This window comes from Paenibacillus sp. P4_A7, from assembly GCF_056402455.1.
The window spans coordinates 1-26,469 of the sequence record NZ_JBFUHJ010000032.1 but is presented as its reverse complement, the minus strand read 5'-3'; the positions used below and the strand labels follow the sequence as shown (position 1 = coordinate 26,469).

Sequence of the window (26,469 nt, the reverse complement as noted above, 5' to 3'; positions counted from 1 at the left end):
CATTCCAACAATAATTCACATAGGACGTAAAGTATTGTTTGAGTTATAATGTGACTGGCCTTAACTTAAAAGTAATCCGAGAAGTATGGGTGCTCTTGTCTAATCAATCTTTCGAGTAATTCAATAGATGTAACCTCGGACTGGATTCGACCAATTCGTGCCAGGTAGGTTGGACGTTTATAACCCATTAACATGGTTGTTAATGTGGAAATATCTATGTTTATGTCAGGCTTGTCACCAACCTCTTGCAATCGGCCCTTCCCCGTGGTGTCCACCGTTAATGTGAAGGTACCTTGATTCCATTCTAGCATCGGGTCGTGCAGGGTGAATGTAATTTGGCATTCCTTCTCCTGCATTTGAAACGGATATTGTTCGATGAATGAAGTGATATCCACAATCCGAGCCATATAATAAGGAGCGATCGTTTCTTTAATATCGCCATCATCCAATATGAATGCCAGCGGTTCATCCTTGTAAATATCTCCTTTGACTAGCTTAATCATCGAGAAATGGGCACTTACAAAATTCCACAAGCCAGCACGAGCCTCTTCAATGATGTATACCATCTCTTTTATATAAAATATTTCCTCGGCAACCCAATACAGCAAGTACCCCATAGGCAGATCGTTGCTGTCATAATAGATGGCCACAGTCATATCATCCAGATCCCAACGCAAATACTCTTCCCAGGCCAGCTCATTTCGGAGCATCGCCCCATGATGCCGCAAAGCAAACTGCTCGTAAATGGCTTTGATATCTGGATGCTCAATGGTTACTCGTTCTACATTACCCGGCACATTTCTTTGCTTTGGCAGCTGGGTATCAGGAACTTCAAAAGAAATTTTATTGGATATGATCTCCCAGCCCTTCCGCCTGTAATAAGGGATGGAATACGGATATAGGTAGGAGATCGATTGCTTACGGTCCCGCATTTTAGTCAAAGCATACAGCATGAGCTTGTTCATTAAACCTAAATTAGCATACTCGGGATAGGTTCCAACACCTGTCAGTCCCCCCATTTCATAAATATGGCCGAAAATATTCACCTGAAACGGGTAGACGGCAAGCTGAGAGATGAGCTTCTCCTCATCGAACCACCCCAGAACATCAGCATACTTCAGAACCGGCAGCTTAGACATAGCAATCTCTCTGTTTTCCCAGCCAAAGGTTTGCAAATCACGATTGGTCACTTGAAATACATAGCGCAATAAATTGTTAAATTGCTCACCATGCTTTGGCTCGACATTTCCAAGTTTGATTCTTTCATGTAATTTTCTGCGACTCATTGGTGTAAACCCCCATTTAATAACCCTATAACTCTGATACTTGTATGAAAAAGGATCGTATAACAATTTACTGAATAACAATTGACCGAATACGTTATGTAGTATACTCGCCCTTATCAAAAACATACTTTTAGGTCATTCCTGCCAAACGTATCTCCGAATACGGGGATGATCACAAATAAACGCTCTTCTGTCCATTAACGTATATGCGAAATTCCCTTAGTTTCATTTTTTGCATCTAAATGGTGCGTATTTAAGCCATGTAACACAAACAACGAACCTGTAGCCCGCACAATCTCCCAATGATGCGAGATTCCCGTAGTTTCATTTTTTACATCTAAATGGTGCTGTAGAAGAATAAGCGGCGATTTAGTATCAGATAATGAACTTAATTGCTTAGTTAGCTCGTCCGCGCCCTCATTCTGGTGATTTAAACGCATATTCTGAAACTAATGGGTCTCTAATTTCACGATACCGCTCACTAGTTTCAGAATGTGAAACTAATTCAATCTTGCCTTAAGACACCGGTTGTATATGTTCCTTCATGGCGATCTCACTTCTTCGAATAGAGGAATAGTCGATCAGCCTACATACGTCACAAAAAAAGAGACCTCAAAAGGTCTCTTTACCCAAGCATTTCCTCTACCACTTTCAACAGCTCTAATGGGCTGAACGGCTTAGGGATGAAGCTTCTAACTCCAGCCTCCATAGCTTTCGTACGATCCGAATCCTGAGCTTTTGCTGTCAGCATGAGAATCGGCATCTTCGCTTTCGTTTCCTCCGGCAGGCGTTCAAGCACTTCCATCCCAGTGAGCTCAGGCATCATATAATCGAGCAGCATCAGATCATACTCGGCTTGATTCAACTTCTCTAACGCGATCTTGCCGTCCTCTGCGATCTCTATCTCTACATCTAAGTCTTCCAGTGTATCCGCAATCAGCATGCGAAGAATTTCTTCATCGTCTACAATTAGTATTTTCTTCATAACTTCCTCGGCTTTCGTTATTTATATATTTTTTGCACTAAACGCTCGACTCTGGACAGCAGCTCAGGCATTTGAAACGGCTTCACAATATAATCATCAGCTCCATGCTGAAGCGCGTGAATGATATCGTTCTGATCAATTCTGGCTGTCAGCATGGCGATAACGATATTTCGTTCAGGGTATTCATGACGAAGCCTGTACAACACCTCTACCCCGTCCATAGTTGGCATAGCTCCGTCTAGCAAAATAATATACTTATCATTCTGAGAGTACCAATCGGAATGGATGAACGTAATACCGTCCTCAAAACCTCTCACTGCCACTTGTATATTTCTAATCGGCTGCCACTGCGTTAACCCCGTGACTACAATATCCCGAATCAATGGATCATCATCTACTACAAAAATATTTAGCTTCTGATCGCTTTGATTTTGAGCCATATGTGGGGAATAAATAATACTCTGATTTCTTCCCGATTCTTTGCCTAGATAGAGCGCTTGATCCGCCTCTTCAACCAGCTTCTCCGGATGTGCGTTATCCATATGGCTGTCCGTTATTCCAGCTGTGAAGGTAACTTTATAATGTTGGCCTGCGGATGAGAACATATGCGAGGAGAATCGATCGCGAATATGATCTATAACGGGTACAGCCTGCTCTTTGTTTGTATGGGGAAGCACAAGCACAAATTCTTCTCCACCGTAGCGGCATAAAATATCCTCATCGCGTTTTGCTGCCATGACCGTTTCAGCAAAGCTTATCAGCACTTCATCACCCACAAGATGGCCATAGGTATCATTCACTTGTTTGAAGTGATCCAAGTCCATAAGAACAATGGTGAATACTTGTCTCGTTCGCAGGAAGTCTGATATCATCTGCTTCATCGTCCTGTTAAAGTGTCTACGGTTATAAGCCCCTGTCAGCTCGTCTACAATGATAGACCGCTCCCATTGCTGCTTAATCCGAAACCGATTTTCGATTAGAGCGAGCAATAACTCTTGATCTAAAGGCTTTGCGAAAAAATCCATCGCGCCAGAGCGATAGGCATTAATTCGATGCTCCTTCGTATCCTCGCTGCTGATGACAATGATCGGTGAATGCTCTTGATGGGATTTCTCCACAATTTGCTTAAGCACTTCCATGCCATTCGTATCGGGCAGAAGCACATCCAGAATAATCATATCTGGCTTCCAATCATAGAAGAGTTTTAGACCTCGCTCTGCCGTTAATGCAATATTCACAGGATATCGCTCTTCCTCCAAAATCCCTTTTAAATAAGCAGCTAGTTCGACATCATCATCTATAACCAAAATTCGACTCCCTGCGTGATCCGATAACATGTCGGGTTGAATGGATTCACTCTGGGAGATGTTTACGACTGTAGAACTCACAGGAATATCAGCTAACAGAGACTTTATCAGATCGTACCATTCGCAATACGTGAAATGACGAGTACTCGTATCCGAAAATAGATTTAACTTATGCTCTGCTTCCTTTTCTATTCCCAGCATTCCTATTGTTCCTGCGGTACCTTTGAGATTGTGAAGAAATCGATAGATTTCTCTCTCCTCTACCGTAGCTCTGCTTGCCCATTCATCAAGCGTCGTACGAATCCGCTGCTCGACAAGATGTTTATATTTTTCTGTAATCAATAGACTTCTCCCCAAAGAACATATTTTCATCAGCTATCAACTATCAACATTTGATCGCTATTCTATGATGTCTTTTATATACGTTTATCTACGAAGGATGTCTTCAATAGCATCAATTAATTTAATTGGTACATACGGTTTTATTAAAAAATGAGTAATGCCCCATTGCAATGCCTTTTCCTTCTCTTCGAATGCACTGGAAATAATAATTGGAATGCCTACCAGCTTATCGGATGTCTTCATTCGTTCAATAACTTCCCAGCCGCTCATTTCCGGTGATAGCTTCAAATCCAGTACGAGAACATTTGGCTGATGCTCTTCCATAGCTTGAATAGCGCTTAATCCGTCAGAGAATACCGTCGTGAGGTATCCTTTCTCTACAAGCTCATCTTGCAGCATTATGGATAAGCTGTAATCATTTTCCACGAGCATGACTTTTCGGGAACCCTCTTCAACTATGCTTGGAGCCGTATGCCTCTCAATTGCTTCAACGGCAGAGCTCTTATGAATAGGGAGAACGATTGAAAATGTACTTCCTTCTCCTAATTGAGAGACTACACTCACATCACCTTGATGCTGATTTACAATTTCTTTAACAATTGCAAGCCCTAATCCCGTCCCGCCTATTTCACGACGATCAGAATTATCCACACGATAAAATTTTGTGAAGAGACTCGAAAGAGCTTGCTCTGGAATCCCTAACCCCTCATCGGTTACTTCAATCCAAATTCGATCGCCCTCAAGGCGTGAGGAGATACAGATGTCGCCTCCAGCCGGTGAATATTTAATTGCATTACTCACGAGATTGACCATTACCTGAAATAGCTTGTCGCGGTCGCCTAGCACCATCGCTTTCTCAAGTACCRAATTCCAAATGATCCGATGATTAGTTGTTGAGGTTTGTTGAAGCTCCTTCACTTCCTCAATAAGAGGAAGGATATCTAAAGGCATCAATTCATAAAACTGCATGCCATTTTCCATTCGCTGCAGATCCAGGAAATCGTTGACCAATTGGGTCAAGCGTTTCGCCTCCTGATGAATGGTAGACATATATTTACGTTGACGTTCAGGCTTCAATTCACGGTGCAGCAGCAACTCAGAGAACCCAAGAATACTGGCTAGCGGTGTACGTAATTCATGACTGACGGTGCTGACAAATTCTGACTTCATCCGGTCTACCTCATGCTCCTTCGTGATATCCCGATGAACGAGCAAAATACCAAACTTTTGCCTATTGCGATAGATAGGCTCCCAATAAACTTGTATATAACGCGGCTCTTGGTTTGTAAGCATATAGTTCATGCTTTGAGCTTGTTCAGTCTCTCCTTTTAACGCACTGCTAATAAACTCGGACAAAGACTCTGAATCCTCCATTTTCGGAGCAAGCAAAGCTATGAAATCTTTCAGAAGCACTCCATTTAATTCCGCATCCTCATAGGAGAGCTCCATAATCTCATACAGCTTCTGATTAATTTGAAGTGATCGCCCCTCGAGGTTCATTAACTGGACGCCCTCTTGAATCGTATTGAGCATATCCTGAATCATCTGTCTTTGATCTTCTGTTACCTCGAACATCTCCAGCTTCTCAAGTGATAGCGAGATTTGTCCAGCCAAGCCCACCATTTCCTGCTCTTCCCGATTGCTGATGCTTCTCCCCACTCTTGTTAACACCATATACGCTGCAATATCTCCATTACCTCTATACAAGGGTACAAAAATATCATAAGCATTTAATTGATCAGAGACATAACCTTTCTCCCCAACTGTCGCATCCCTTTCCCTTACATACAGTTGTTTGCTATATAAAGAACGAATAGCAGCACTTTGTGCGAAGCCTGCTAAAAACTGCTGCGTTTCTTCTTCAGATATGCCATGAGCAGCATAGTCTTGTGATTGATTCATTAATAGCAAAATACCTTTATCCGAACGAGTGATTTCCACTACATTGCTAATTATGCTGTTTAAAAGCTCTTTTTTGTCTAATGTATTTGCTAAAGACTGCATCAATAAATTACGCTTGTTCAAATACACTTCATTTTCTTCCATCTTGCCAAGAGCTTCCTGCAGCTCATGCTGCTGGGCTTGCAATTCGTCCTGCTGGGCTTGAAGCTCCTCGTTCTGAGCGAGCAGTTCCTCTTCCTTCTCTTTAATATCATAAATCATACTGTCTAATGATCTGGACAATAACCCAATCTCGTCCTTGCGATCCAATATATCGGATTGAATGGTTTCGCCCTTCGTATAATTCATCGCATACAGGGACAATCTCCTGATTGGATTTCCAATATCGGTCGCAAGCCTCCGAGTTATAAATATCGATACGATAAGAACAATAAGAATATAGATGATGAAGTAGATTCCCTCGAGAAATAAATTCCGCATCAGCTTCTCATTCTCTTTTTCCAGCTTCATTTTGATTTGCTTCTCTGATTGATTGGCGTAGAGAATGATATCGTTAACAGGGTTATTTTCCCCAGGCGTGATTAGCTTGCGAAGTGATACATAATCACCTCTCTCAGCGAAATCGACTCCTTTTGGCAGCACATTGGTCATATAGTTTTCAAAAAATGCTTCAACCCGTTCGACAAGATCCTGCTCTTCAGCGGTTAGAGGTGTACTCTTAATAGCAACAAGAGATTGATCCAGTTCCTTTTTCGAATTGAAAATCTGCTCATACTCATATTTATCTAAGTAAGCGAAATAACCCCTTCCGCGTAAAATAATTTCATTTGTATGGTTGGCAATATCCATAATATGCTTCTGACTTAGGCTCAAACTGCGAGTTTTTTGATCATATTTATTAATAATCTGGAAGGAGCCTGCTGGAACGATAGCAGCGCCGACCAGAATGAGCAAAAGACTGGCGACCATCATAAATGTTATTCTTCTTTTAATGCTATGCCCAATATACTCTAGCAATCTAGCCACTAGAATGCCCCCCGTCTAGCTCTGTTTTTTTTTGGAAGCTAATCTCCCCGTATAGATAATAGAAGACATTATAATAGATGTCTACCCCTTATTCGACAGATAAGTAATAAATTTCGATATATTTCTCCACTGTTCTTAGGTATTTTATGTATATACGATATATTTCGACATTTTATGCATTTATCCTTTGATAAAACGCAAAAAAGGCACCCTATAGATGCCTTTTTTTCATTTATTACCCTGAGAGACGGACGGTCGTATACATTTGGTGATTACAGTCCTTCTCTCTCTCGAGCTGCCAGAGCCGCCAATACATACCCTTTTGTTTAAGCAGCTCCTCATGAAGGCCACGTTCACAGACGATGCCGTTATGCAGCACAATGATCTCATCCATTTGCTCCAGACCCGACAATCTGTGCGTGATCCATAAAACTGCCTTCTCTCGCAGCAGCGGATCAATATTCACATGAAAAGCTTGTTCGGTCAGGGGATCAAGACCTGTTGCAGGCTCATCGAACAGAATCGCCGGTGCCTTGCGCACCAGCGCCCGAGCCAGTGCGATTCGCTGTCGTTCTCCACCGGACAGCTTCGCTCCCCATTCGCCAATTATCGTATCATAGCCGGCTGGCAGCTTCATGATCGTTTCATCAATTTCAGCGATGCGTGCAGCGGCTCGCAAATCGTCCAACGTTGCATCAGCTTGGCCGAGGCGTAAATTATCGGCTACCGTTGCATTAAACAATTGCACGTTCTGAGAGACGACTGCGAATTGAGCACGTACCGATTCCTCCGATAATTCACTAAGCTCGGAGCCATTAATTAATATTGAGCCTTCTTGATAAGGACGCAGCTTCAATAGTGCCTGCAAAAGCGTGCTTTTGCCTGCTCCACTCTCACCTACGACTGCGATTTGTCTCCCCTGTGAGAGAGATAACGAAACATCGCGTACCGCTGCGGGTCCACCTGGAGCATACCCCATCGTTAAATCCTTTACCGCCACAGTCCAATGCTCTGGCCGCTCTTCAACGGAATGCAGGCTAGTAGACTCAGGCTCTTCTCCTTCATCGGCCAGTTTAAACAGTCTTTCACCAGAGGCGATAATCTGGCTGAAGTGCTGGAAGGATGCAGGCAATGGTGCTGCCGCCTCAAAGCAAGCTAAAGCCATTAACACTAGCATGGGAAGAGCAGCACCGCTAATCGTCCCAGATGTGACTAACGGGATTGCGGTGAGCAAGATCAGCCACATCGACAGATGTGTCATTCCCTCCATCATACCGCCAGTTACAGCCGTAATTCGGTTATTACTACGCTGAGATGCATTGATTCGTGATTGAATATGAGCAATACGCTGCTGCATATGATCCGCTTGACCGAAATTAAGCAGTGTGGACAAGCCGCCAAGCAGATCGGATGTTTCTTCATACATATTGGAACGCGCCTGCACCAAAGCTTTCCCGCGGCTTTTGCCCAGTCGATGGCTGATCCAAGGAATAACAAGCCCGGATAGGAGCATCATTCCGACAAGCAGCAAGCCAAGCTCCAGCTGCTGCCTAGCCATCAGCAAGAAGCCAAGTATTAAGGTTAAAACGAACACCAGTGGCGGTGCGACGATTCGCAAATAAAAGTTTTGCAGCTGATCAACATCACTTATAACCGAGCCGAGCACATCCCCGCTTCGTTTGCTCTCAAACAACCGAACACCCTTCGGCTCCAACTTTCCGTACAACCATACACGCATTCGATGAAGAATACGGAAGGTTAGATCATGGGATGCCAGTCGCTCCAAATAGCGAAGCACCCCCCTTGAAATACCGAAAAACCGAACACCCACAATTGGAACATAAAGCAGCAATATATTTTCCGGACGAAGGGCAGCTTGTGCTATTAAATGTCCCGAGGTGCCCATCAAACCAATATTTGCTGCAACGGTAGCAAAACCAAGCGTGATGGCCAGTAAAGCTCTCCACTTAAAAGGGCCAATCAAACCAATGAGACGAGTTAACGTTCTGAGTCGGCTTTTACCTGGTTTCACCAGAGTATCAGCAGCTTCCTGATCATTCTGAACGATCTGCTGTGGGGCGATGAACGATTCAAGTTCTTCCTTAAGCATAGGCAGTACGCGCGGCTCACTAGCCTTGTCTGGATTCGCGGCTAAAATCATTTGCGCGAACAGTCCTCCAGCAGCAATCAATTCATCAGGTGCTCCGGTCTCAACTAGTTGACCCTCTCTCAACATGATGATTCGATCCGCCGTACGCACGGTTTCGAGCCGATGTGCTACCGTAACTGACATTCGTCCCTGCAGCCAAGCGTGCAGGCCATCAATGACCGACCGCTGGTGTATCGCATCGAGCCCAGATGTTGGCTCATCTAGAAGGATCAATCTCGCGTCACGCAGCAGGGTTCTAGCTATCGCAACTCGCTGTGCCTGCCCGCCTGATAAACGATGAGCTTCGCCAAGCGGCGTATCATAGCCATAAGGCAATTGTTTAATAAAAGCATCCGCCTGCGCAGTTTGTGCGGCAGCAGTAATCTGCTCATCGCTTGCATCCGGCCTGCTCAGCCCAATATTGTCACGAACCGTTCCATGGAAAAGATGAACATGTTGTGAAAGCACCGACTGCTCATTACGCCACCAAGCCATCGATAGCTGTGACATCTCGATACCATCTATTAAAATACGCCCAGTTGTTGGCTTTACGAATCCCTGCAGAAGATCAAGCAGCGTGCTTTTTCCCGAGCCTGTTGGACCTACGACAGCAACTCTTTTGCCAGGCTCAAGCGTCAGCCATACATTTGATAAGGCATAGTGCTCTTCACCGGGATATCGGACACTGACACCCTCGAAGTCGATACGGTAGCCGTTCGGACGAGAAGGAAGAACGATTGCCTCCTCCTTCTCTGTCCATCCGAGCGGCTCTGTATTGAGAATATCGAATATGCGGCCAGCGGCCGTCACTCCGTTCATACCTGCGTGAAATTGCGTACCAAGCGCTCTCACGGGTGCATAAAACTCCGGTGTAAGCAGCAGCACTAAGAATGCATGCTCGAACCCAATTTTGCCTTCTACTAAACGCAAGCCGAGAAAAACAGCTATAACAGCAGTGCTTAACGTCGCAAACAGCTCCATAGCAAATGCAGACATAAAGGCAAGCCGCAGTGTCCCCATCGTAGATCGACGGTGTTCCTCGCTAATCTTCCCAATAATATCGAGCTGTGCACGGCTGCGATTAAACATTTTCAAAGTTGTCAGGCCACGCAGCACCTCATGAAAGTGTCCGCCAAGACGGCCGAGCATTTTAAACTGCCGGTCAGTCTTTGATTTAGCTGCCTTGCCAATCAGAATCATGAACAGCACAAGCAGCGGAAGGGTGATCATATAAACGACCGCAGACAACCAGTCTGTGCCTGCCACAACAAAGAACACCGCCATAGGAACAAACATAGATAGTGCCATTTGCGGCAAATATTTAGCCAGATAGTTCTCTAACTGCTCGACGCCTTCATATACGGTTCCGAGCAGTTCGCCGCTCCGTTCGCCTTTAGCGTATTGGGGACCTAATTCTGCAAGCTTTTTGACCAATCGAAGACGAAGATCGCTCTTAATGCTTTGTGCCATTTGGGCCGATGTATAGTCGCTCGCCATATGAAGCAGCCCTCTAAACGCAATAATACCAAGCAGAATATAAAGCGCAGGCATTAGAGAGGTAAGACTTTTCCCGCGGAGGAATGCCCCATCTACAACTCCGGCAAGATAAAGGGCTTCTGCAATTAGCAGCAAGCCCCCCACCGATCCAAAGAAGATACTCGCCGCGAATAGCTTGCGGCTGCCCTGTACCTGTTGGAATAATTTTTTTATCATAGCAATTATCCYAATAATCCAAATGATCGTTTATGCTGACCCGTTTGCGGAACACCCAATAGTTCCAAGCTTGATAAGCGATAACAATCGGAACCATGGTAAGGGCGACGATGGTCATTACTTTCAGCGTATAGGCATTGGATGCAGCATTATAGATCGTAAGCGACCACTCTGGATTTAATGAAGAAATCATCACATTCGGATACAAGCACATGAACACGGTAATCGTAGACAGCGTAATGGTAGCTCCTGTCATAATGAATGCCCAACCATCACGTCCCGCCTTAAGGAAAAAGTGAACGGACAGCAAAGCAAAGCCAGCTAGAATCGGTACCGAGCCCGGACTAATTCCTTTACCGGTAAACATATCCGTCTCAAAATAACTTAATACGACAAAGACGAGTAAAACGACGCTTGTCAGCGGTCCAATTCGAAGTGCCAGCGCTCTCGCTCTGTCACGCAGCACACCTTCTGTTTTCAACGAAAGAAACAATGCGCCATGAAGCAGGAATAGCAGTACGATACTGATACCTGCCATCACAGAGTAGAACGAGATCAAATCCCAGAATGTACCGATGTAATTCATATTTTCATCAATCGGTATACCTCTCATCAAGTTAGCTAGAGCTACACCCCAGAGCAGCGGTGGAAGCAAGCTGCCGAAGAAAATGATCCAATCCCAGGTAGCGCGCCATTTTGGATTATCCAGCTTGCTGCGAAACTCAAATGAAACGCCTCGTCCAATCAGCGCTATAAGCATAATGAACAGCGCCATGTAAAATCCGCTGAACAGCGTAGCGTACCAATTCGGGAATGCCGCGAACATTGCGCCCCCCGCAGTGATCAGCCATACTTCGTTGCCGTCCCAGAACGGACCAATTGTATTAATAAGTACTCTTCGTTCGGTATCTGTTTTCCCTAGAAACCGAGCGAGCATACCCACGCCAAAATCAAAACCTTCCAGAAAGAAAAAGCCGACAAACAGCGTGGCGATTAGAAAAAACCACAAGGATTCTAGCATAGCCCTTGCCTCCCGCATATAAATTCGGCATTATATCGCCGTGGTGTGTTCTTGTTTGGCATTAGAGCTGCCATGTGGCTCATGCTCATCCACTTCCACGCCCTTGCGTGTAAAATGTACGACCAGATAAATAAAGACTGCAGCCAATAGGCCATAAACAAGGGTGAAGCCAATTAGGCTAGTCGCGACCATACCCGGTGATACTAAAGGGGATACACCTTCTCCCGTCTTTTGCAAACCGAACACAACCCACGGTTGACGCCCAACTTCAGTCATAATCCACCCTGCTGAATTCGCAATAAAAGGAAGTGYAATTGCCGGGACCATAAACTTCAAATATTTTCGATACTTTTCCAGGCGATCGCGAATGATTGACCATGTTCCAAAGAGAGCAAGCAAAATCATAAGCATGCCTGACCCAACCATAACTCGGAAGCTCCAGAAGGTCGTCCGAACAGGTGGAATATAGTCACCAGGTCCATACTTCTGCTCATATTCAGCCTGCAGTTCTAGCATTCCTGGTACACTGCCTGTAAGCTTGTTATAGCTTAGAATACTTAGCGCGTAAGGAATTTCAATTTGAAAACCGTTTGATTGCGCCTTTGGATCAATTGAAGCTATAACCGTCCATGGCGCACTTTCTCCACTCGTATGCCAAAGTGCTTCGGCAGCCGCCATCTTCATCGGCTGGGAGCTCATCAAATGCTGCGATTGCGAATGACCAGCTGTTGCTGTCAAAATACTGGATACAAGTGCTAAGACAATACCAATGGAAAAGGATATTTTGAACAAATCCACCTGCTGCTTACGCATAATTTTATAAGCACTAATTCCAACTACGAAAAACGCGCCGGTTGCAAGCGCTCCGAAAATAACATGCGGGAACTCAACCCATAGCTGCTTATTACCAAGCAAGGCAAAGAAATTAGTCATCTCCGCGCGTCCGTTCACGATCTCAAACCCAACTGGCTCCTGCATGAACGCGTTAGCGCTTAGAATCCATAATGCTGACAATGTAGCCGCTATCGCTACGAGCCAAATACATGCCAAATGCATCTTCTTCGACAGACGATCCCAGCCAAAAATCCAAATGCCAAGGAATGTAGATTCCAAGAAAAAAGAAACGAGCGCCTCGATCGCAAGCGGGCCGCCAAATACGGCACCTACAAACCGAGAAAAATCCGCCCAGTTCATACCGAACTGGAACTCCTGCATGATACCCGTAACTACACCAACTGCAAAGTTCAAAAGAAATATACGACCCCAAAATTTTGTTAGCTGTTTGTACTTTTCATCGTTCTTGGTTACGTACATCGTCTGCATAAAAGCGATAATATAYGCTAATCCAATAGACAACGGGACAATCAAAAAGTGATATACGGTTGTAACACCAAACTGTAATCTGGCCAAATCCACTGCTTCCACAACAACAACTCCTTTCATTCGGCTTAAGTATAATGACTCGTTTTTCTGTTTACTGTGACATTTAGCACAATCGCTCATGAATTTTTACAACATTTATGATAAAAAAACACCCGCTCCGATCTGTTGATGAACTGGTCGCCATAATTCGCCAGCATTGCGTTAGTCATACTAAGTAATCTCGATGTCACTTGTTAATATAACAATCAAGATTAATTACAGTTACGCCACACATGCTTGTTACACACTACATAAAATAAGGCCATCGTCCTGTTGGACGATGGCCTTATTTTATGCTTTGCTACTAAATGCTTTTGTTATTGCTGTAGTTTAAACAATTTCCCCTCTCCAGGTAAGAAGGAAACTGATATTTGCCCCGTCCCCGACTGATAATTCGTGTCTACTAATTGCCCGTTTGCCTTTGAGACTTCCTTCACGTTAGAATACCCCGTCGATATTGTGAATGCTGCGGTTTGTCCGCTGCCCGTATTCTTATTGACTACCATAATATACTCCTCACCTGCTTGGTCCTCGAAATAGCCAATTAGCAGCGGCAATGAGCTATTGTTTGGCTGCCAGAAGAAAGTAGCAGGAAGCGCTGTAGCCATTGAAGGCAAGCTGCCTCCCGAGTGGTATACGGCTAACGATTTCAAATTCATTAGTGTTGAACGAGCTTAATCTGAAAAATGGTTTTCTAATATTCGACTGTCGCAGTCCTGTCGAGGAAAAACTTGATGATGAATGTCACAGCAAAACCTACAAGGGCAAGCAGAACACCGAAAGCAGAGGCTGTTCCATACTGACCATCCGATACCAAGTCAACGATTTGAAGCGCTGCCGTGTTCGTCGAGAAGTTAGGACCACCATTGGTCAACAGCTTGGATTGAAGGAAGATTGTGAATGCTCCACTAGTCCCTATAATAACAAGAGTAGAAATGGTCGGCCAAATCATCGGAACCACAACTTTTGTTAGCTCCTTTATCTTAGTAATGCCTTCTAACTGTCCTACTTCATATAAGTCGTGGGGTATGCGCCCGATTGCCCCCAGAAGGATTGCCGCATTAAATCCAATACCTGCCCAAACACAGAAGAAGAAAACCGTTCCAAGCGCCGTTGCCGGATCACCAAGCCAGGAGCGCTGCAAGCTCTCAAATCCCCMCGCCTCCAGAATCGCATTCACAACTCCAATATTTGGACTTACCATAAAGGAGAAGACCATAGCAATAATGACAATTGATATGATGGAAGGAAAGAAGTACACAATTCGATAAAAGTTATGAAACCTTATTTTTTTGGAAAATATATAGGCCACGTATAGCGCAAGGGGCAGCAATACAAGAACATTCAGCGGAATCCAAAGCAGCGTATTTCGCAAAGCATACTTAAAGGGCGCTTCTGTAAACACTTTTTCGATTATTGAAGAGAAATTGTCAAAGCCAACCCAATCGATATTTCCGGTCGTGATATTCCACCGTTTGAATGCATAAACAATCGTATTGATATTCACATAAACTGTAAAAAGCAAATAATGCGCCACAGGATAGATCGTCATGGATAGAATAAATAACAAGCGCATTCTCTTCGAGCGGTTAGACATCCATTGCAAAGTTATCCCCTTCTTTCGTTGAAGCTTGGAGAAGCCGGCTCAAGAGACCCTCGACCCGAGTGCAATCGATGGCCTCTTGACCTGCAGCCGGCACCTGAAGTGAAGTCTTCTTTACTTCATGCCAACTTCTTTCTTATACTCTTCCCACTTGTCATTAGCAAATTTAAGGTCATCGTTATATTGCTGCTCTGCTGTTTTGGATCCGAATACGATATTTCCGTAAGCATCGCCTGAAGGGTACATTTGCATCTTGAGGAACATTGGATTATTCGTATTGAATGTGAACGGTTTATTATTCTGCATAATATCCATAACACTTTGTGAGAATTCCGATACTTCCAGGCCTTCAAGCGAATATAAGAATGGTCTGAAGTTGCCCGTTAATTCCGTGAATTTGCGATTCATTTCTTTAGATGAAGCAAAGATAATAAACTCTTTTGCCAATTCCTGCTCCTTCGCTTTCGCAGGCACGACCGTGATATCGCCAACCATGCTGAAAAACAGGTCTTTTTCCTTAGCGCCATCCACCGTCGGCACAGGCATCATCGCCATTCGGAAGCCTTCTGGCGTAGACGCTTTCATCTCAATCTCCAGCCAATTGCCGTTCGGAATCATTGCGGCTTTGCCGTTAACGAACTCCATCTGGGCTTCGGTATGGTTTAGAGCTTCAGAGCCTTTCAGCGTCCACTTATTTTTAAATATCGCTTCAAACTGCTGCAGCGCTACCAATCTTGCTGGATTCTTGTACGCATCAGGTGAATCCACATTCAACAGCTCTTCTAGGAATTCAAAGCCCCCCGCTTGAACCATCATCGGTTTCACGATAAAGTCCCAATAACCTGCAACCTTTCCGGGATATACGATGGGCGAAATACCTTTCGCACTGATTTGTTCAGCTAATGTTGAGAACTCGGTCCAAGTGGACGGAACTTTCCAGCCATTCTCTTCAAACATGCCTTTGTTGTAAGCCATGCCCAGCAAACCATCGGACCAAGGAATGTTGTAAGCTTTATCTTGGTAAAGAGCATATTGCCGTGCGGCGTCATTTAATGATTCTTTAATGGTAATGCCATCTAACCCTTGCCCTTCATATACATCCGTTAAATCAGACAAGTAACCTTGTGCTGCCCACATTTGCCAGTGTGTATTGGTCAGAAAAGCAACATCCGGCAGGTTAGCTCCGGATTCAAAGCGTGGACCCATCTTCTCCATAATACCTGGATCGCCCTCAAGCTCCACCGTTACATTCTCATGCTTGGCTTCAAATTGTGTTTTCAATTCTTTAAACCAAGCATCTCCGAACCCACCTTGAAAGAATGAGACCTTCAGAACCTTCTTTTCAACCTTATTCTCAGTATCGCCCTTCGCTTCTTGCGTCTGATTCCCATTCGTACCGCCATTACCTTTAGAATTCGAACAAGCACTTACCAGTAGAACAAGTACGATCAATACTGCCGTCAATATGGAAAACCCATTTCTTTTCACCGTTAACTTCATTGCGATAACACCCCTTATATCATTTTTTTTCATTTATATAAAACAACAAGATCTAAACGTACAGGCTTGTACTCCTTCTGACAAAACAAGCCTGATCCGCAATTAGTGGCCTGTTGTCTTACTTCTGAAATTCAAGCCAGACACCTTGACCAGGCAATAGCTCGAGTTCCACCTTACCGTCAGTTACCTTTTTATCCTCCAGCGCACCGTTCTTCCACAACGTAACCTTCTTCACTTCGGGCTTCAATTGAAGAGAGGTAGTACCGGACTCACGGTAGCTGGAATTGACGACCATTACACTTTTTCGTCCATTCTCAGCGCTGAAGCAACCAATAACGGCAGGGTCACCCGATATGCTGGCTATTGGTTCGAAAGCCTGCATTGGATTTGCTATTAATGGTGGTTCTGATCCGTAGTGGATTACTCCTTCCGACTTCAAATCCAACAGCTTAGAACCTATATCCTGTACCTCCATATTGAGCCGCTTCACTTCCTCGTAATGCTTTGTCTTATTGCCTTCCAGATCGATCATACCGCTGCCAAACGATTCTCTTCCCGATTGCGGCGTCCAATACGTAAAGTACTGAATTCCTTTAGCCCCATAAGCCAAGCTAGTATAAACCTGCCAGCGTATTTCCTCCTCGGTTGGGTCACGATGTGAAAGGTTAATCGATAATGTCTGAATGAATAACCAGAATGGCACATTGTGTTCTACCGCCGCCGCCCTTATTTGCTCTAAATTATAAAAGTAGTCTTCAGTAATGCCTAAGGAAGCATCCTTCGATTCCGTCAGAAATGGGTAGTGATCATATGACAACACTTCAGGCTTAAATTGCTCGAAATATTGCTGCACATATTCCGTATATGTCCCCCCCTTTTGTTCAAGTGAGGCATATGTAGGAAAGAGATTCACATAGGCGAGTCCATTCGAAGCATGCTTCTGATATTCCGCTTTTTTTGCCGACAATAATTCGTACTGGCTAATCGAAGGCTCATCATAAAACACTTGTCCCATGTAAGCAGGATGGCTAGTATAGGGAGCAATCATATCCTTTATTTCTCCAAGCTTCTCCTCGGTCAACGTATTGATATGAGGGTCACGTACCAGTACCTTCAACCCATTCGCATCCGCATAATCAAGTGACTTCTTAATCGCTTCTAATCCGCCCTCATATTCTCTGAAACCGATTACAAAATTGATACCAGCCTCTTTAATTTCCCGGTAACGCTCCATTGTAATTTGATCCACTGGGGGTGAAACCCACATTCCAATAGGAAACGCTTTCAAATCCTGTTGTTTTTCTTCATTGCTTCTGTCACTGCAAGATGTAATCAACATAGCCACCACCACTATTAGTATTGGAATGAATCGTTTCCTCATCCTTTAAGTCCTCCTGTCGTTAATCCGCTGATCAAACGATCCTGAAGGAAGAAGTATACGATCATAATTGGAATTGTGGACAGTGTCAGAGCAGCAAATAGCGTCGTCCAATCAGCGGCATATTGTTGCTTGAGCACCAAATCGTATAAGCCCACCGAAATCGTAAATAGCTTCTTATCCTGTAGAAAGATATAGGGTAGAAAATAATCGTTCCAAATGTTAATCATCGTAACAAGTCCTACCGCAGCAATACCCGGTTTAGCCATCGGAAGCATAATCCGAAAGAAGATTTGCCAGTCATTTGCCCCATCCATATAAGCCGCTTCGGCGTATTCCCAAGAAACGCCTTTGAAAAACCCGTATAGAATAATAAAGTTCATGCTCAGCCCAGCGGAATAAAGAACGAGCAGACCAATGTGGGAATTAAACAAGCTTAAGTCAATCATCAACTTATACAGTGCCGCCAAAGACCCGACAGACGGGATTAAAAAGGTCGATACCGCAAAAAAGAAGATTATATTGCTGCCTGGAAATTTGTATTTGGCGACGACATACGAAGATGTTGCTGCGGATAACACCGCTAATGCGCTTCCAACTGCCGTCACATAAACACTATTAAGAAAGTAAGAACCTAACCCCGTGTCATTCCAAGCTTTCGAATAATTTGACCATCTCCACTGCTCGGGAAGCGACCAGATGTCCTGGTAAAACTCAGGACCGGTCTTAAATGAGTTAAGGAACATCCAGACAAATGGATAAATAATGGAAACGGCGTAGACCATAAATGCTAACTGGATCAGCGCCGTCCCCAGCTTAGATTTGAGCTGCATGGTTGACCCCCTCTGAAGATATTAATCGTGAGTATTAAAGTCACTTTATATTTATTAATACCCCAACGCCGCACTTACTTTTTGAACATTATCCTCTATTTAATTAGTTAACTTAACTTAATAATAKGTCACGTGGAATTAAAAGTCAATCCATTTTTTTCAACTAATTGTCACTTAATATGTTAGACATCACATGGTCCAATGCCAACGCAAACCCTCCATTAAGTCCCGACCGTTCACCGTGCTCGGCATATACAATTGTGGTAGTCAAAGGCACCATTTTATTAACCAATTCTCTTAAAGGTTGAATAAATAAGTATCCTAATTTCTTAATATCTCCGCCAATTACAATAAGTTCTATATCGAGCAACAGACTCATATTGACCAGAACAACCGAAATGGACTGAACTAGTTCCTTTGTTTTTCTCAAGCAATATGGATCTTGATCAACTGCCGCCTTGCAAAAAGCCTCAAAAGTAATTTTATCGAGGTTGTTTTGGCAGTAATCTAATATTTTGCTGGATTGACCATTTCGCAAATCAACTCTCACTTTATTCATTAAGGCATGAAGAGACAAATGAGAGTCTAAATAATAATCTTTCATTCTGCTTGGCTCGTCAAAATCAGGGGTTCCGCAAATCCAGTATCCAACTTCTCCCGCAGCTAATCGGCTGCCCTCATATAATTGCCCTTGAATGATTATCCCAGCACCAATACCAACATCCACATTGATTCCCAGCAAATTTGAGAACCCTCTACCCGCTCCGTATCTGCTTTCTCCTGTAATAAATAAATTCATATCATTTATTACCATTACAGTAGTATCGAATTCTTTTTTCATTATTTGATGGATGTTTATCGTTTCCCATTCTTTAAAACGTGGTGCTGCCTGAAAATAACCTGTTTCTTTATTTAGTATGCCTGGTGTACCTACGCATATAGCCATTAGCTTCTCATTTGGAATGTTATTAATCTTCAGCAATTCTTTAATACTGGTAACGACTGCGAATAAATCATCGCTTGTGATATACTCCTCAAAAGTAAACTTAATTCCATTCTCTGCTACAACATTCCCATTTAAATCCCCTAATGCTAACCGAATTTTCTCTCCTGCCAAATCTACAGCAACCACATAACCATAATTTTGATTAAAGCTTAACAGAATCGGGGGACGTCCACTGCCAACTAAATCACCTACTCCAACCTCTTCGAGTAAACCCTTAGATAACAACTGTTCTGTATTTGAAGATACGCTTGGAGCGCTCAGCTTTAAAATTTTCGCAACGTCAGCCCTAGAGATTGGTCCCTGTCTTCTAACCAAATCAATGATAAGGTTTAAGTTGGTCGTACGGATTAACTGTTGATTTCCCTTTATAGTCTTCAATATAAAAGCCACACCCATCTTTTATTAATTTACTTAATTAATATAATACCAAAAAAAAGAAGATTGTAAAATCATTTTCTCCTCTGCTTCCAAAAAAAGAGAAACACTAACTAGTAATTAGCGCTTCTCCCAACCCTTTAAACGGGCCTAGATCGCTTTGCATCAGACAACAGCAAATTTAGCAACATAACGAAGGTATTCTTCCATTTCGTCCAATGAATACTCATTCTGAATGAAGGCTCTCGGATGAATGACTATCGTTAGTTCTTCCGTAAACTTGCAATCCTTAGTCGCGCTCAAGAATGTAACTACAATGTCATGGATCAATTCGAAACGTGTCACATTTATACGTCCGCGACCACTACCGATGATCGGAATGACTAGCGATTCTTTTCTACCCCTCAGGGCAATATAATTCCATAACGCAATCAAAGCCGTTTGTTTAAGATGGCGATCCGGTATGGCGCGGCCATGTTCATTTAGTTCTGCTGAAGCAATCAAATAAGCAGCCTTTATCCTTTTATCAGGCGTTTTAAGTCTGACGACTGTACCCACCGGATATTTCTTTACCTGACTTCCTTTGAATGTGACGACCTGATGGTTTTCGTTCGCCAATTGATCTTGCAATTCCCTGTCAAACTCAGACACATTCGCAAAATATTTGTTGCGATACTGAATTTGTATGGCTTTCTCATCTACGTCGGAATGATTATACAGCGTGTTAACAGGTATGATCATCGTAGCATCTTTTCTTTTAAACATATCATCGACAACAAGTTTTATTGAAATATCTTTGTCTTTTAATCTTACTTTTCGAGTTAAACGCGGACGGCTTATCCACACAGCAATTAATATGTCAACACCGACGACAATCCAAACCGACGGTTTCCATGGTTCGTCCTGACCTTCACTGAAAAAGAACAAAGAAAAATCTAAGAAGGTCCAAATGATCGCGAAAATTGATATCCAGTTAATTAAAAATCTTTTAATAGAAAACGATATCTTCCAGGCATGACTTGAAAATTGAGCGCGAATTCGCATATTAACGGACTACCCTCCCCTATAATTTAATTGTAACAACCGCTTCTTCCTTCTGAGGTTTGAACTGTTGCAATCGAATATGTACAGGGCCCTCAAGATATCGTTGAAAATGATAGGATCTGAAATCTTCTTTAAAGAAGCTGAACTTTCGCCGAAATAATGCCGCTACTTGTGAATTTGCAGTGGTGAAGAAAATTTGAGTATTTCGTGTGATCGCCAACTGTCGCAAGAAATCCAATAAACCTAATACATTTAATTCGTCCATATTCGCAACTGGTTCGTCTAACATAAGAAACTTTGGTGCAGTGTCCATAACCAGGTGCATAACAAAAAAGATTGCCAATGTAACAGCTGTTCGCTGCCCGGTGCTCATCTGATAAATTGCGCTTTCCCCTGAAAACCCTTTACGTTTCGCAACTATTTGGCCTTCATCTGTAAGCACCAATGAAGAAAATTCGTTTGGCGCATGCAAAGCAACAAATAACTTACTAATGGCTTCAAAATTGGCTCGAACAAAATCTTCACTGTAAGAAGCCAAAGGTCGCAAGGCTGACAGTATCTCTACTGCTTGTTGTCCGCGCTTGAGTTGATCATCTAGGCGTTTGATGTCATTTTCCATTTGCGTAGCTATACGGTTATTCTGTTCATACAACACCACTGGCTCTAATATCATTCGAAGTGACTCTGATTCCATGAGCAACTGTTCAAAATATGACTTCCATGTCTTCCAAGAATCTGTCGCTCCAAAATATACATTCTTTCCGCGCAGAATGTCGAGTCCGTTCCTAGCATTTCTAAAATGCATTAAAGAGCTTTCATCTTGTGAAATTGACATTTCCAAGTCATCAAGTTCCTTAATCTTCACAATCTTTTCTTTAATAAGAAATTCAGTATCTGCTTCTATTCTAATTATTGTTGTATTTATTTGATTCCACTGATCCGCACATCGTTGAATCTCCATATCAATTAAGGATAAAAGCTCTTCACTTGTCGTTATTTCCATAACATCTGGAATTATTGAATGAAGAACCTGATCGTTAATCTTTAATTCCAATTCCTCAATTATAGTAAGCGTAAAGCCATTTTCATTAAGTTCTTCAATATCATTTTCATTATTATGGTATTCCTGTTGCATAGCCAACAAACGGTCGTCCAATTGACTAAACAGTTCAAAAACGGAGGCTGGAGTGAAAGGATGTACTATAGTTACTCCTAGGAATTGTTGCTCAAGTATAGCGCTATCATAAACTTCAACAAGTTTCTGAAATATCTTAGTTTGCCTCTGTAGTTCTTTAATTGAGGATTCTAAATTAATGAGAATTACTCTTTTACTTTCCTTATCCTGCAATAGTGTGGTCATCTCCGCGTCGTCCATTGTAAGACCTTTTTCAATCGCAGTCAAAATGGTCTCATGGTCTTCATGATCATGGCCACATAGTGGACACTGTGTTTCTTCTCGGTTTCCCTTTAGATACTCTGCCCCTGCAGCTTTTAGACTGGAAGCGAGTCTTTGGAGATTCCCGACTTGCTTCTCATGCTGTAGGACTCGATCAGATGCTTTATTGAATAATTTTACTGCTTGGTCTTGACTAGTAAGTAACTGTCTTATATCAATTTCGGCTTGATGCAAACTTGATATGGTGACCGATTCTCCTCTTAGGTGTTTATAATCTTCCTGATAGGCGGTAATAAGAGCAATATTACTTATCAAATCAATTTTACGTTGTTGAATGTCACGACGTCTTTTCCGTATATGAGATTGATTGAAGACATGTTGATGTTGACGAATTGTGCTTCCAATTGTGGAAAATCGTGATTTCGCCTCCAATAGTTCAGTGCCCTGTACTCGCAATGAATGCACTTGCTCACTCAATTCTTCCGAGTTTTGAAGTCCTTGCAGATGTTGGATAACTTCATCCTTCCGTAGTCTATTGTTATCTAAAGCGTTAGATCGTCCTTCAAGCTCATGGATTAACGATTTTTCATTATCAATAGATAAAACTACTTCATGGAACAATGGCTGACTAATAACATTTAATTCTTTTAGCAGTGGCGACAGATGCAATAACCATGCCTCTATCTCTTTGATATCATCGTTAGAATCCACCATTGGATACGATATTTTACATATACCGGTCCATTTTTTTATATTTTTCACACTCGAAGAAGCCCGTTGTTTCAGAATTTGCGATTGTTGCACATCTTGACTCTGTAATTCTTCAAGTTTTTCTGTCAGTTCTTTGTTTTGCTTACGTAACCGAGTATTCTGTTTTACAAACTCATCCTTGTACTTTATCCAACTGTCTTCCATTCTTTTAAGTTGCTCACCAAATATCACCCGGGAAAAATCATCACGATAATTGGAACGCTCGTCTATGTTATAGCAGAATTGATGAACCGCCTCCGAGGAAAAGAAGTTGTATTGATGAAAAAGTCGGTTCATTTGACTACGTGCTCTACCCACTTTATTTTTGTAGTAGGCTATTTCTCTCTCTTTTCTGACCAGTTCGTCTGGTGTGTCTATAAACATTCCTTCTTCGTTCGCAAAAGTGAGAGAACCGTCCCAATACTCTGGGTCATTGGCTTTTGACAAAACATTTCTTTGAATGGTTCCAGTAAATGAAAGTTCGATACACTCCAGAACAGAGGTTTTCCCCATACCATTGGGCCCATGCAATAGATTCACCTTAGCAAAGTCCAGAGTTGGTGCACCAGAAAGTAAATGAGAACGATAGGTATGGCCGAAGTCCAAGGATTGAATAGATCCGTTTGGCTGCCGAGCTGCTGGCGCCTCTTCACTACGATTAGTTGAGCGCTCTTGTTGTGTAAATCTATTTTCCAGATAATCATCTACCATTGCCGATTTATAGTCACTCAAACAAAAAAATAGTTCCGCTGGATTCAATATCTGTTCCCAATCTCCCACCGGGTCCGCCGCCGCGGAGCCGGTAACTCGTGCAGGGATTTTGGCGACAGGTATACGGTTATGAATCTCAGAAAAGCCTATGATTATTTTCTTTGCGTATTTTTTACCTCGTTCGATTTTTGCCAATTGTTCTATAGGAATTTCAGAAAGGTCACGATCCTCCAGCACAATACAAAGATAGAGATTCCAACCCCAATCACCTTTTAACCGATAATAAAATGGTGATAAAACTTCCTCTTCAAATGCTGCATAATGATTCAAATCCGAAGAGATTTCCATCAACTGATTGTAAGTAAGAGGAAGTATTAAATATTGTCCAAATGCCATATTATTCACCTTATGTGTAGCTTCTAGTAGGACAAATTGTTTCCTTATGTAATGAGAACGAACAAACTTTAATCCACTCTTCGTAATAGCATCAATCAGATATTGGTTCAATTGAGTGACCTCCTTGTGAAATATCAGCATTTTGCTCGAGGCGTTTAGTGGCTATTATATTATCATTTTGCTGAGGGAAATAGATTATTTCACTTGAAAAAGCTTCCTTCGAAAATATACAAATCTTCTCTCCATAAACAAACTCTCCATAATGCTCGATAAGTTGTAAAGCTATATTTCTAGCCTGATGTGCCGTTTCAACATATGCGACAAGAGCCCCCTCACGTACATCAGTCTTTTTAGAGATTATGTTGAATGGAATCTTATCAATTAATTGAAATTTGAATCCACCCTGAATACGTCGAATCTGTGATGGATATCGATCTAGTGGGAGTTGTTTCAGGCACCGAAACAGTTGCACAACATTGCTGATTTGCCGAACTCGATGATCCTCACATTCATCGTCAATATGATAACTTAGTCGGAAACTTTTCTCCTGTTCATCAAGAAGCATTTCATTCCCATCAAGGTAACCCAAGCTAAAATTAAAAAACTTATCTAGCTGGTCGACGTTTGCACTTAAGGGATTCTCACTTCAATTAACGTTTCTTTCAACTCCGTCCGACCAAAGTTAAAATTACGCCTGTAAATGCTAGACCACGGATTTTTTATTCGCATAATTGATTCTGGTTGGTCTGTTAGTCTAATCGATGTACCACAAGCCCAATTAGCGGTAATATAAAGCGTATGTTGACCTCGTTCTTGCTCGAATATGCGATTACGAAGTGCAGATATATCCTCATGACGCGGAGAACTATTCAGTTGAGGGTGAAGAACAATGTTTTTATGTTCATCGTTGTTGGGGAAAAAAACATTTGAATCCTTGATGCCTGTGTGATAAGCATCAGCGCAAATAATAGACATCAAACGATTCCTTGTAGTCGAACCGAATAGCACAATTTTTTGACCTTGGCTTAAGCCTAATTGTTCACAAACGTGTAATTCCTCTCGCATTGGTTGAATCTTACATTGTGGAACGATACATAGCTTGTCCCCCTCAGCAGATATGAAAACATATAAAAGTAGTCCGACAAAGTACGAAGGAATCATATCTTCAAGAGTTCCTCTACCGACATGTGCATAATCAGACCACTTATTCATATGATCATCAAACTCCGATAATGACATTCCTTCACAGCAAAGACACCAAAGGGTATTAGGGTGTGGTTGCAACTTTGGATTGGATAATATCTCTTCGATAAGTTGTAACGGGATGCAATATTCCGGAGTCAGGAACAATTCCGCTCTATATTCACGAGCGAGATTCAGCGCATCTCGACATCGGTCAATATGCGAACTATCTGTGGATTGTACACCGGTTTCGGGAGAGGCGATCAATTCTCCTTTAGGTTGCATCCGCATAAACCGAAAATTGGGGGATACTGTGTCTAAAAACTGAAAATTAGGCACAATCTGTCGATCATAATGTTTAAAGCTGTCCTCTACTGAAAGCAACTCTACCGTCACAATATTTGGCCTCCCTAGTAACTGATAGGTAAATTAGATCAAATTATGTTCAATTAGCAAATATTATCTTTTATGGATAGCTTCACTTGTAACTAAATATTATCCTTTGATGTAAAAAATGTAAATGGAAACCATGTAGTACTTGTAGTCATAATTGATGAACTCTCATAATGCACTGGACGTTTACCCTAAACATATACACCATGCTGAGAAAAAAAAGAAAAAATCCACAACCTCGTGAGGTTGTGGATTTGCTTGGTGGAGACGAGGAAACTTGAATCCCTGTCCAATATTACTCCTAAAGACTTCTACATGTGTAACCACAGTATTGATGAACGGACACAAATTCCGTTATTCAGAAAATAAAGAGCATTTTCTTGTTTAGGCGGATGTACAGTCCGCTCAAGTAAAGCCATTTGGAAAATCCATGTGTAGGATTGATTAGCATCAGTCATGTATTGTAATAGGGAGCAAAATTAGAAGGTAACACCAGCCTTCGAGAAAGTTCCCCAAATCACCTATACCTCAAATAATTCAACCTCAGCCCCAGCCCTCAACGTGTTGCCGATAGTGCAAGCACGCTCTACGACTGATTTTAACTTTTCCTTATAAGCTTCATCTAGACCTGCTGGCAATGTAACATGCACACTGAAATCTGAGAATCTATTCGTTTTGTCTTCTGGCTTCACTGAGGAAACCTTAACAGTAATGGATGACTTATCATACTCTTTGCCATCATAATTAAG

At 42.5% G+C, this 26,469-nt stretch carries 17 protein-coding genes and 1 pseudogene; all 18 read right to left on the bottom strand.

Annotation, left to right across the window (positions count from 1 at the left end):
• Window positions 1-65: 65 nt before the first annotated feature.
• Window positions 66-1,286, bottom strand: a complete 1,221-nt coding sequence (locus AC1DWN_RS07655) for a GNAT family N-acetyltransferase (RefSeq protein ID WP_477558305.1) — start codon at window positions 1,284-1,286, stop codon at window positions 66-68.
• Between the two features lie 625 nt (window positions 1,287-1,911).
• Window positions 1,912-2,271, bottom strand: a complete 360-nt coding sequence (locus AC1DWN_RS07650; protein WP_477558304.1) for a response regulator transcription factor — start codon at window positions 2,269-2,271, stop codon at window positions 1,912-1,914.
• Window positions 2,272-2,288: 17 nt separating this feature from the next.
• Window positions 2,289-3,920, bottom strand: a complete 1,632-nt coding sequence (locus AC1DWN_RS07645) for a GGDEF domain-containing response regulator (RefSeq protein WP_477558303.1) — start codon at window positions 3,918-3,920, stop codon at window positions 2,289-2,291.
• 84 nt (window positions 3,921-4,004) lie between these two features.
• Complete coding sequence (locus AC1DWN_RS07640; RefSeq protein WP_477558302.1) at window positions 4,005-6,848, bottom strand: ATP-binding protein; 2,844 nt, start codon at window positions 6,846-6,848, stop codon at window positions 4,005-4,007.
• Between the two features lie 235 nt (window positions 6,849-7,083).
• Window positions 7,084-10,710 (bottom strand): thiol reductant ABC exporter subunit CydD, encoded by a 3,627-nt coding sequence (cydD, locus tag AC1DWN_RS07635; RefSeq protein WP_477558301.1) that lies wholly within the window; start codon window positions 10,708-10,710, stop codon window positions 7,084-7,086.
• Window positions 10,711-10,723: 13 nt separating this feature from the next.
• A pseudogene (gene cydB, locus AC1DWN_RS07630) lies at window positions 10,724-11,731 on the bottom strand (cytochrome d ubiquinol oxidase subunit II); the annotation flags it as partial.
• 30 nt (window positions 11,732-11,761) lie between these two features.
• Entirely contained in the window at window positions 11,762-13,156 is a 1,395-nt protein-coding gene (locus tag AC1DWN_RS07625) for a cytochrome ubiquinol oxidase subunit I (protein ID WP_477558300.1), read from the bottom strand.
• Between the two features lie 314 nt (window positions 13,157-13,470).
• On the bottom strand, window positions 13,471-13,761 hold the full coding sequence (locus AC1DWN_RS07620) for a hypothetical protein (RefSeq protein ID WP_477558299.1): 291 nt from the start codon (window positions 13,759-13,761) through the stop codon (window positions 13,471-13,473).
• Between the two features lie 86 nt (window positions 13,762-13,847).
• Complete coding sequence (locus AC1DWN_RS07615) at window positions 13,848-14,750, bottom strand: carbohydrate ABC transporter permease (protein ID WP_477558313.1); 903 nt, start codon at window positions 14,748-14,750, stop codon at window positions 13,848-13,850.
• Window positions 14,751-14,870: 120 nt separating this feature from the next.
• Complete coding sequence (locus AC1DWN_RS07610) at window positions 14,871-16,256, bottom strand: extracellular solute-binding protein (RefSeq protein ID WP_477558298.1); 1,386 nt, start codon at window positions 16,254-16,256, stop codon at window positions 14,871-14,873.
• A gap of 118 nt (window positions 16,257-16,374) precedes the next feature.
• Window positions 16,375-17,637 (bottom strand): beta-galactosidase, encoded by a 1,263-nt coding sequence (locus tag AC1DWN_RS07605; RefSeq protein ID WP_477558297.1) that lies wholly within the window; start codon window positions 17,635-17,637, stop codon window positions 16,375-16,377.
• Window positions 17,634-18,467, bottom strand: a complete 834-nt coding sequence (locus AC1DWN_RS07600; protein ID WP_477558296.1) for a carbohydrate ABC transporter permease — start codon at window positions 18,465-18,467, stop codon at window positions 17,634-17,636. The genes AC1DWN_RS07605 and AC1DWN_RS07600 overlap by 4 nt, the downstream gene beginning before the upstream one ends.
• A gap of 163 nt (window positions 18,468-18,630) precedes the next feature.
• Window positions 18,631-19,851, bottom strand: coding sequence for an ROK family protein (locus AC1DWN_RS07595; protein WP_477558295.1), 1,221 nt, complete (start codon window positions 19,849-19,851; stop codon window positions 18,631-18,633).
• A 162-nt stretch (window positions 19,852-20,013) separates the two neighbouring features.
• Window positions 20,014-20,892, bottom strand: a complete 879-nt coding sequence (locus AC1DWN_RS07590) for a macro domain-containing protein (RefSeq protein WP_477558294.1) — start codon at window positions 20,890-20,892, stop codon at window positions 20,014-20,016.
• Between the two features lie 19 nt (window positions 20,893-20,911).
• On the bottom strand, window positions 20,912-24,256 hold the full coding sequence (locus AC1DWN_RS07585; protein ID WP_477558293.1) for a hypothetical protein: 3,345 nt from the start codon (window positions 24,254-24,256) through the stop codon (window positions 20,912-20,914).
• Window positions 24,237-24,710 carry a hypothetical protein gene (locus tag AC1DWN_RS07580; protein ID WP_477558292.1) on the bottom strand — a complete coding sequence of 158 codons (474 nt, stop codon included), beginning with the start codon at window positions 24,708-24,710 and terminating at the stop codon, window positions 24,237-24,239. Before AC1DWN_RS07580 ends, AC1DWN_RS07585 begins: the two co-directional genes overlap by 20 nt.
• Window positions 24,711-24,775: 65 nt before the next feature.
• Entirely contained in the window at window positions 24,776-25,723 is a 948-nt protein-coding gene (locus AC1DWN_RS07575) for a hypothetical protein (protein ID WP_477558291.1), read from the bottom strand.
• 518 nt (window positions 25,724-26,241) lie between these two features.
• Window positions 26,242-26,469: OsmC family protein (locus AC1DWN_RS07570; protein ID WP_477558290.1), on the bottom strand; the 228-nt coding region annotated here is incomplete at its 5' end.

Bases quoted from the DNA above. Each gene is read 5' to 3' on its own strand.
- AC1DWN_RS07655 (WP_477558305.1), bottom strand. From the start codon at position 1,286: ATGAGTCGCAGAAAATTACATGAAAGAATCAAACTTGGAAATGTCGAG.
- AC1DWN_RS07650 (WP_477558304.1), bottom strand. From the start codon at position 2,271: ATGAAGAAAATACTAATTGTAGACGATGAAGAAATTCTTCGCATGCTG.
- cydD (WP_477558301.1), bottom strand. From the start codon at position 10,710: ATGATAAAAAAATTATTCCAACAGGTACAGGGCAGCCGCAAGCTATTC.
- AC1DWN_RS07620 (WP_477558299.1), bottom strand. From the start codon at position 13,761: ATGGCTACAGCGCTTCCTGCTACTTTCTTCTGGCAGCCAAACAATAGC.
- AC1DWN_RS07610 (WP_477558298.1), bottom strand. From the start codon at position 16,256: ATGAAGTTAACGGTGAAAAGAAATGGGTTTTCCATATTGACGGCAGTA.
- AC1DWN_RS07605 (WP_477558297.1), bottom strand. From the start codon at position 17,637: ATGAGGAAACGATTCATTCCAATACTAATAGTGGTGGTGGCTATGTTG.
- AC1DWN_RS07600 (WP_477558296.1), bottom strand. From the start codon at position 18,467: ATGCAGCTCAAATCTAAGCTGGGGACGGCGCTGATCCAGTTAGCATTT.
- AC1DWN_RS07590 (WP_477558294.1), bottom strand. From the start codon at position 20,892: ATGCGAATTCGCGCTCAATTTTCAAGTCATGCCTGGAAGATATCGTTT.
- AC1DWN_RS07580 (WP_477558292.1), bottom strand. From the start codon at position 24,710: ATGCTTCTTGATGAACAGGAGAAAAGTTTCCGACTAAGTTATCATATT.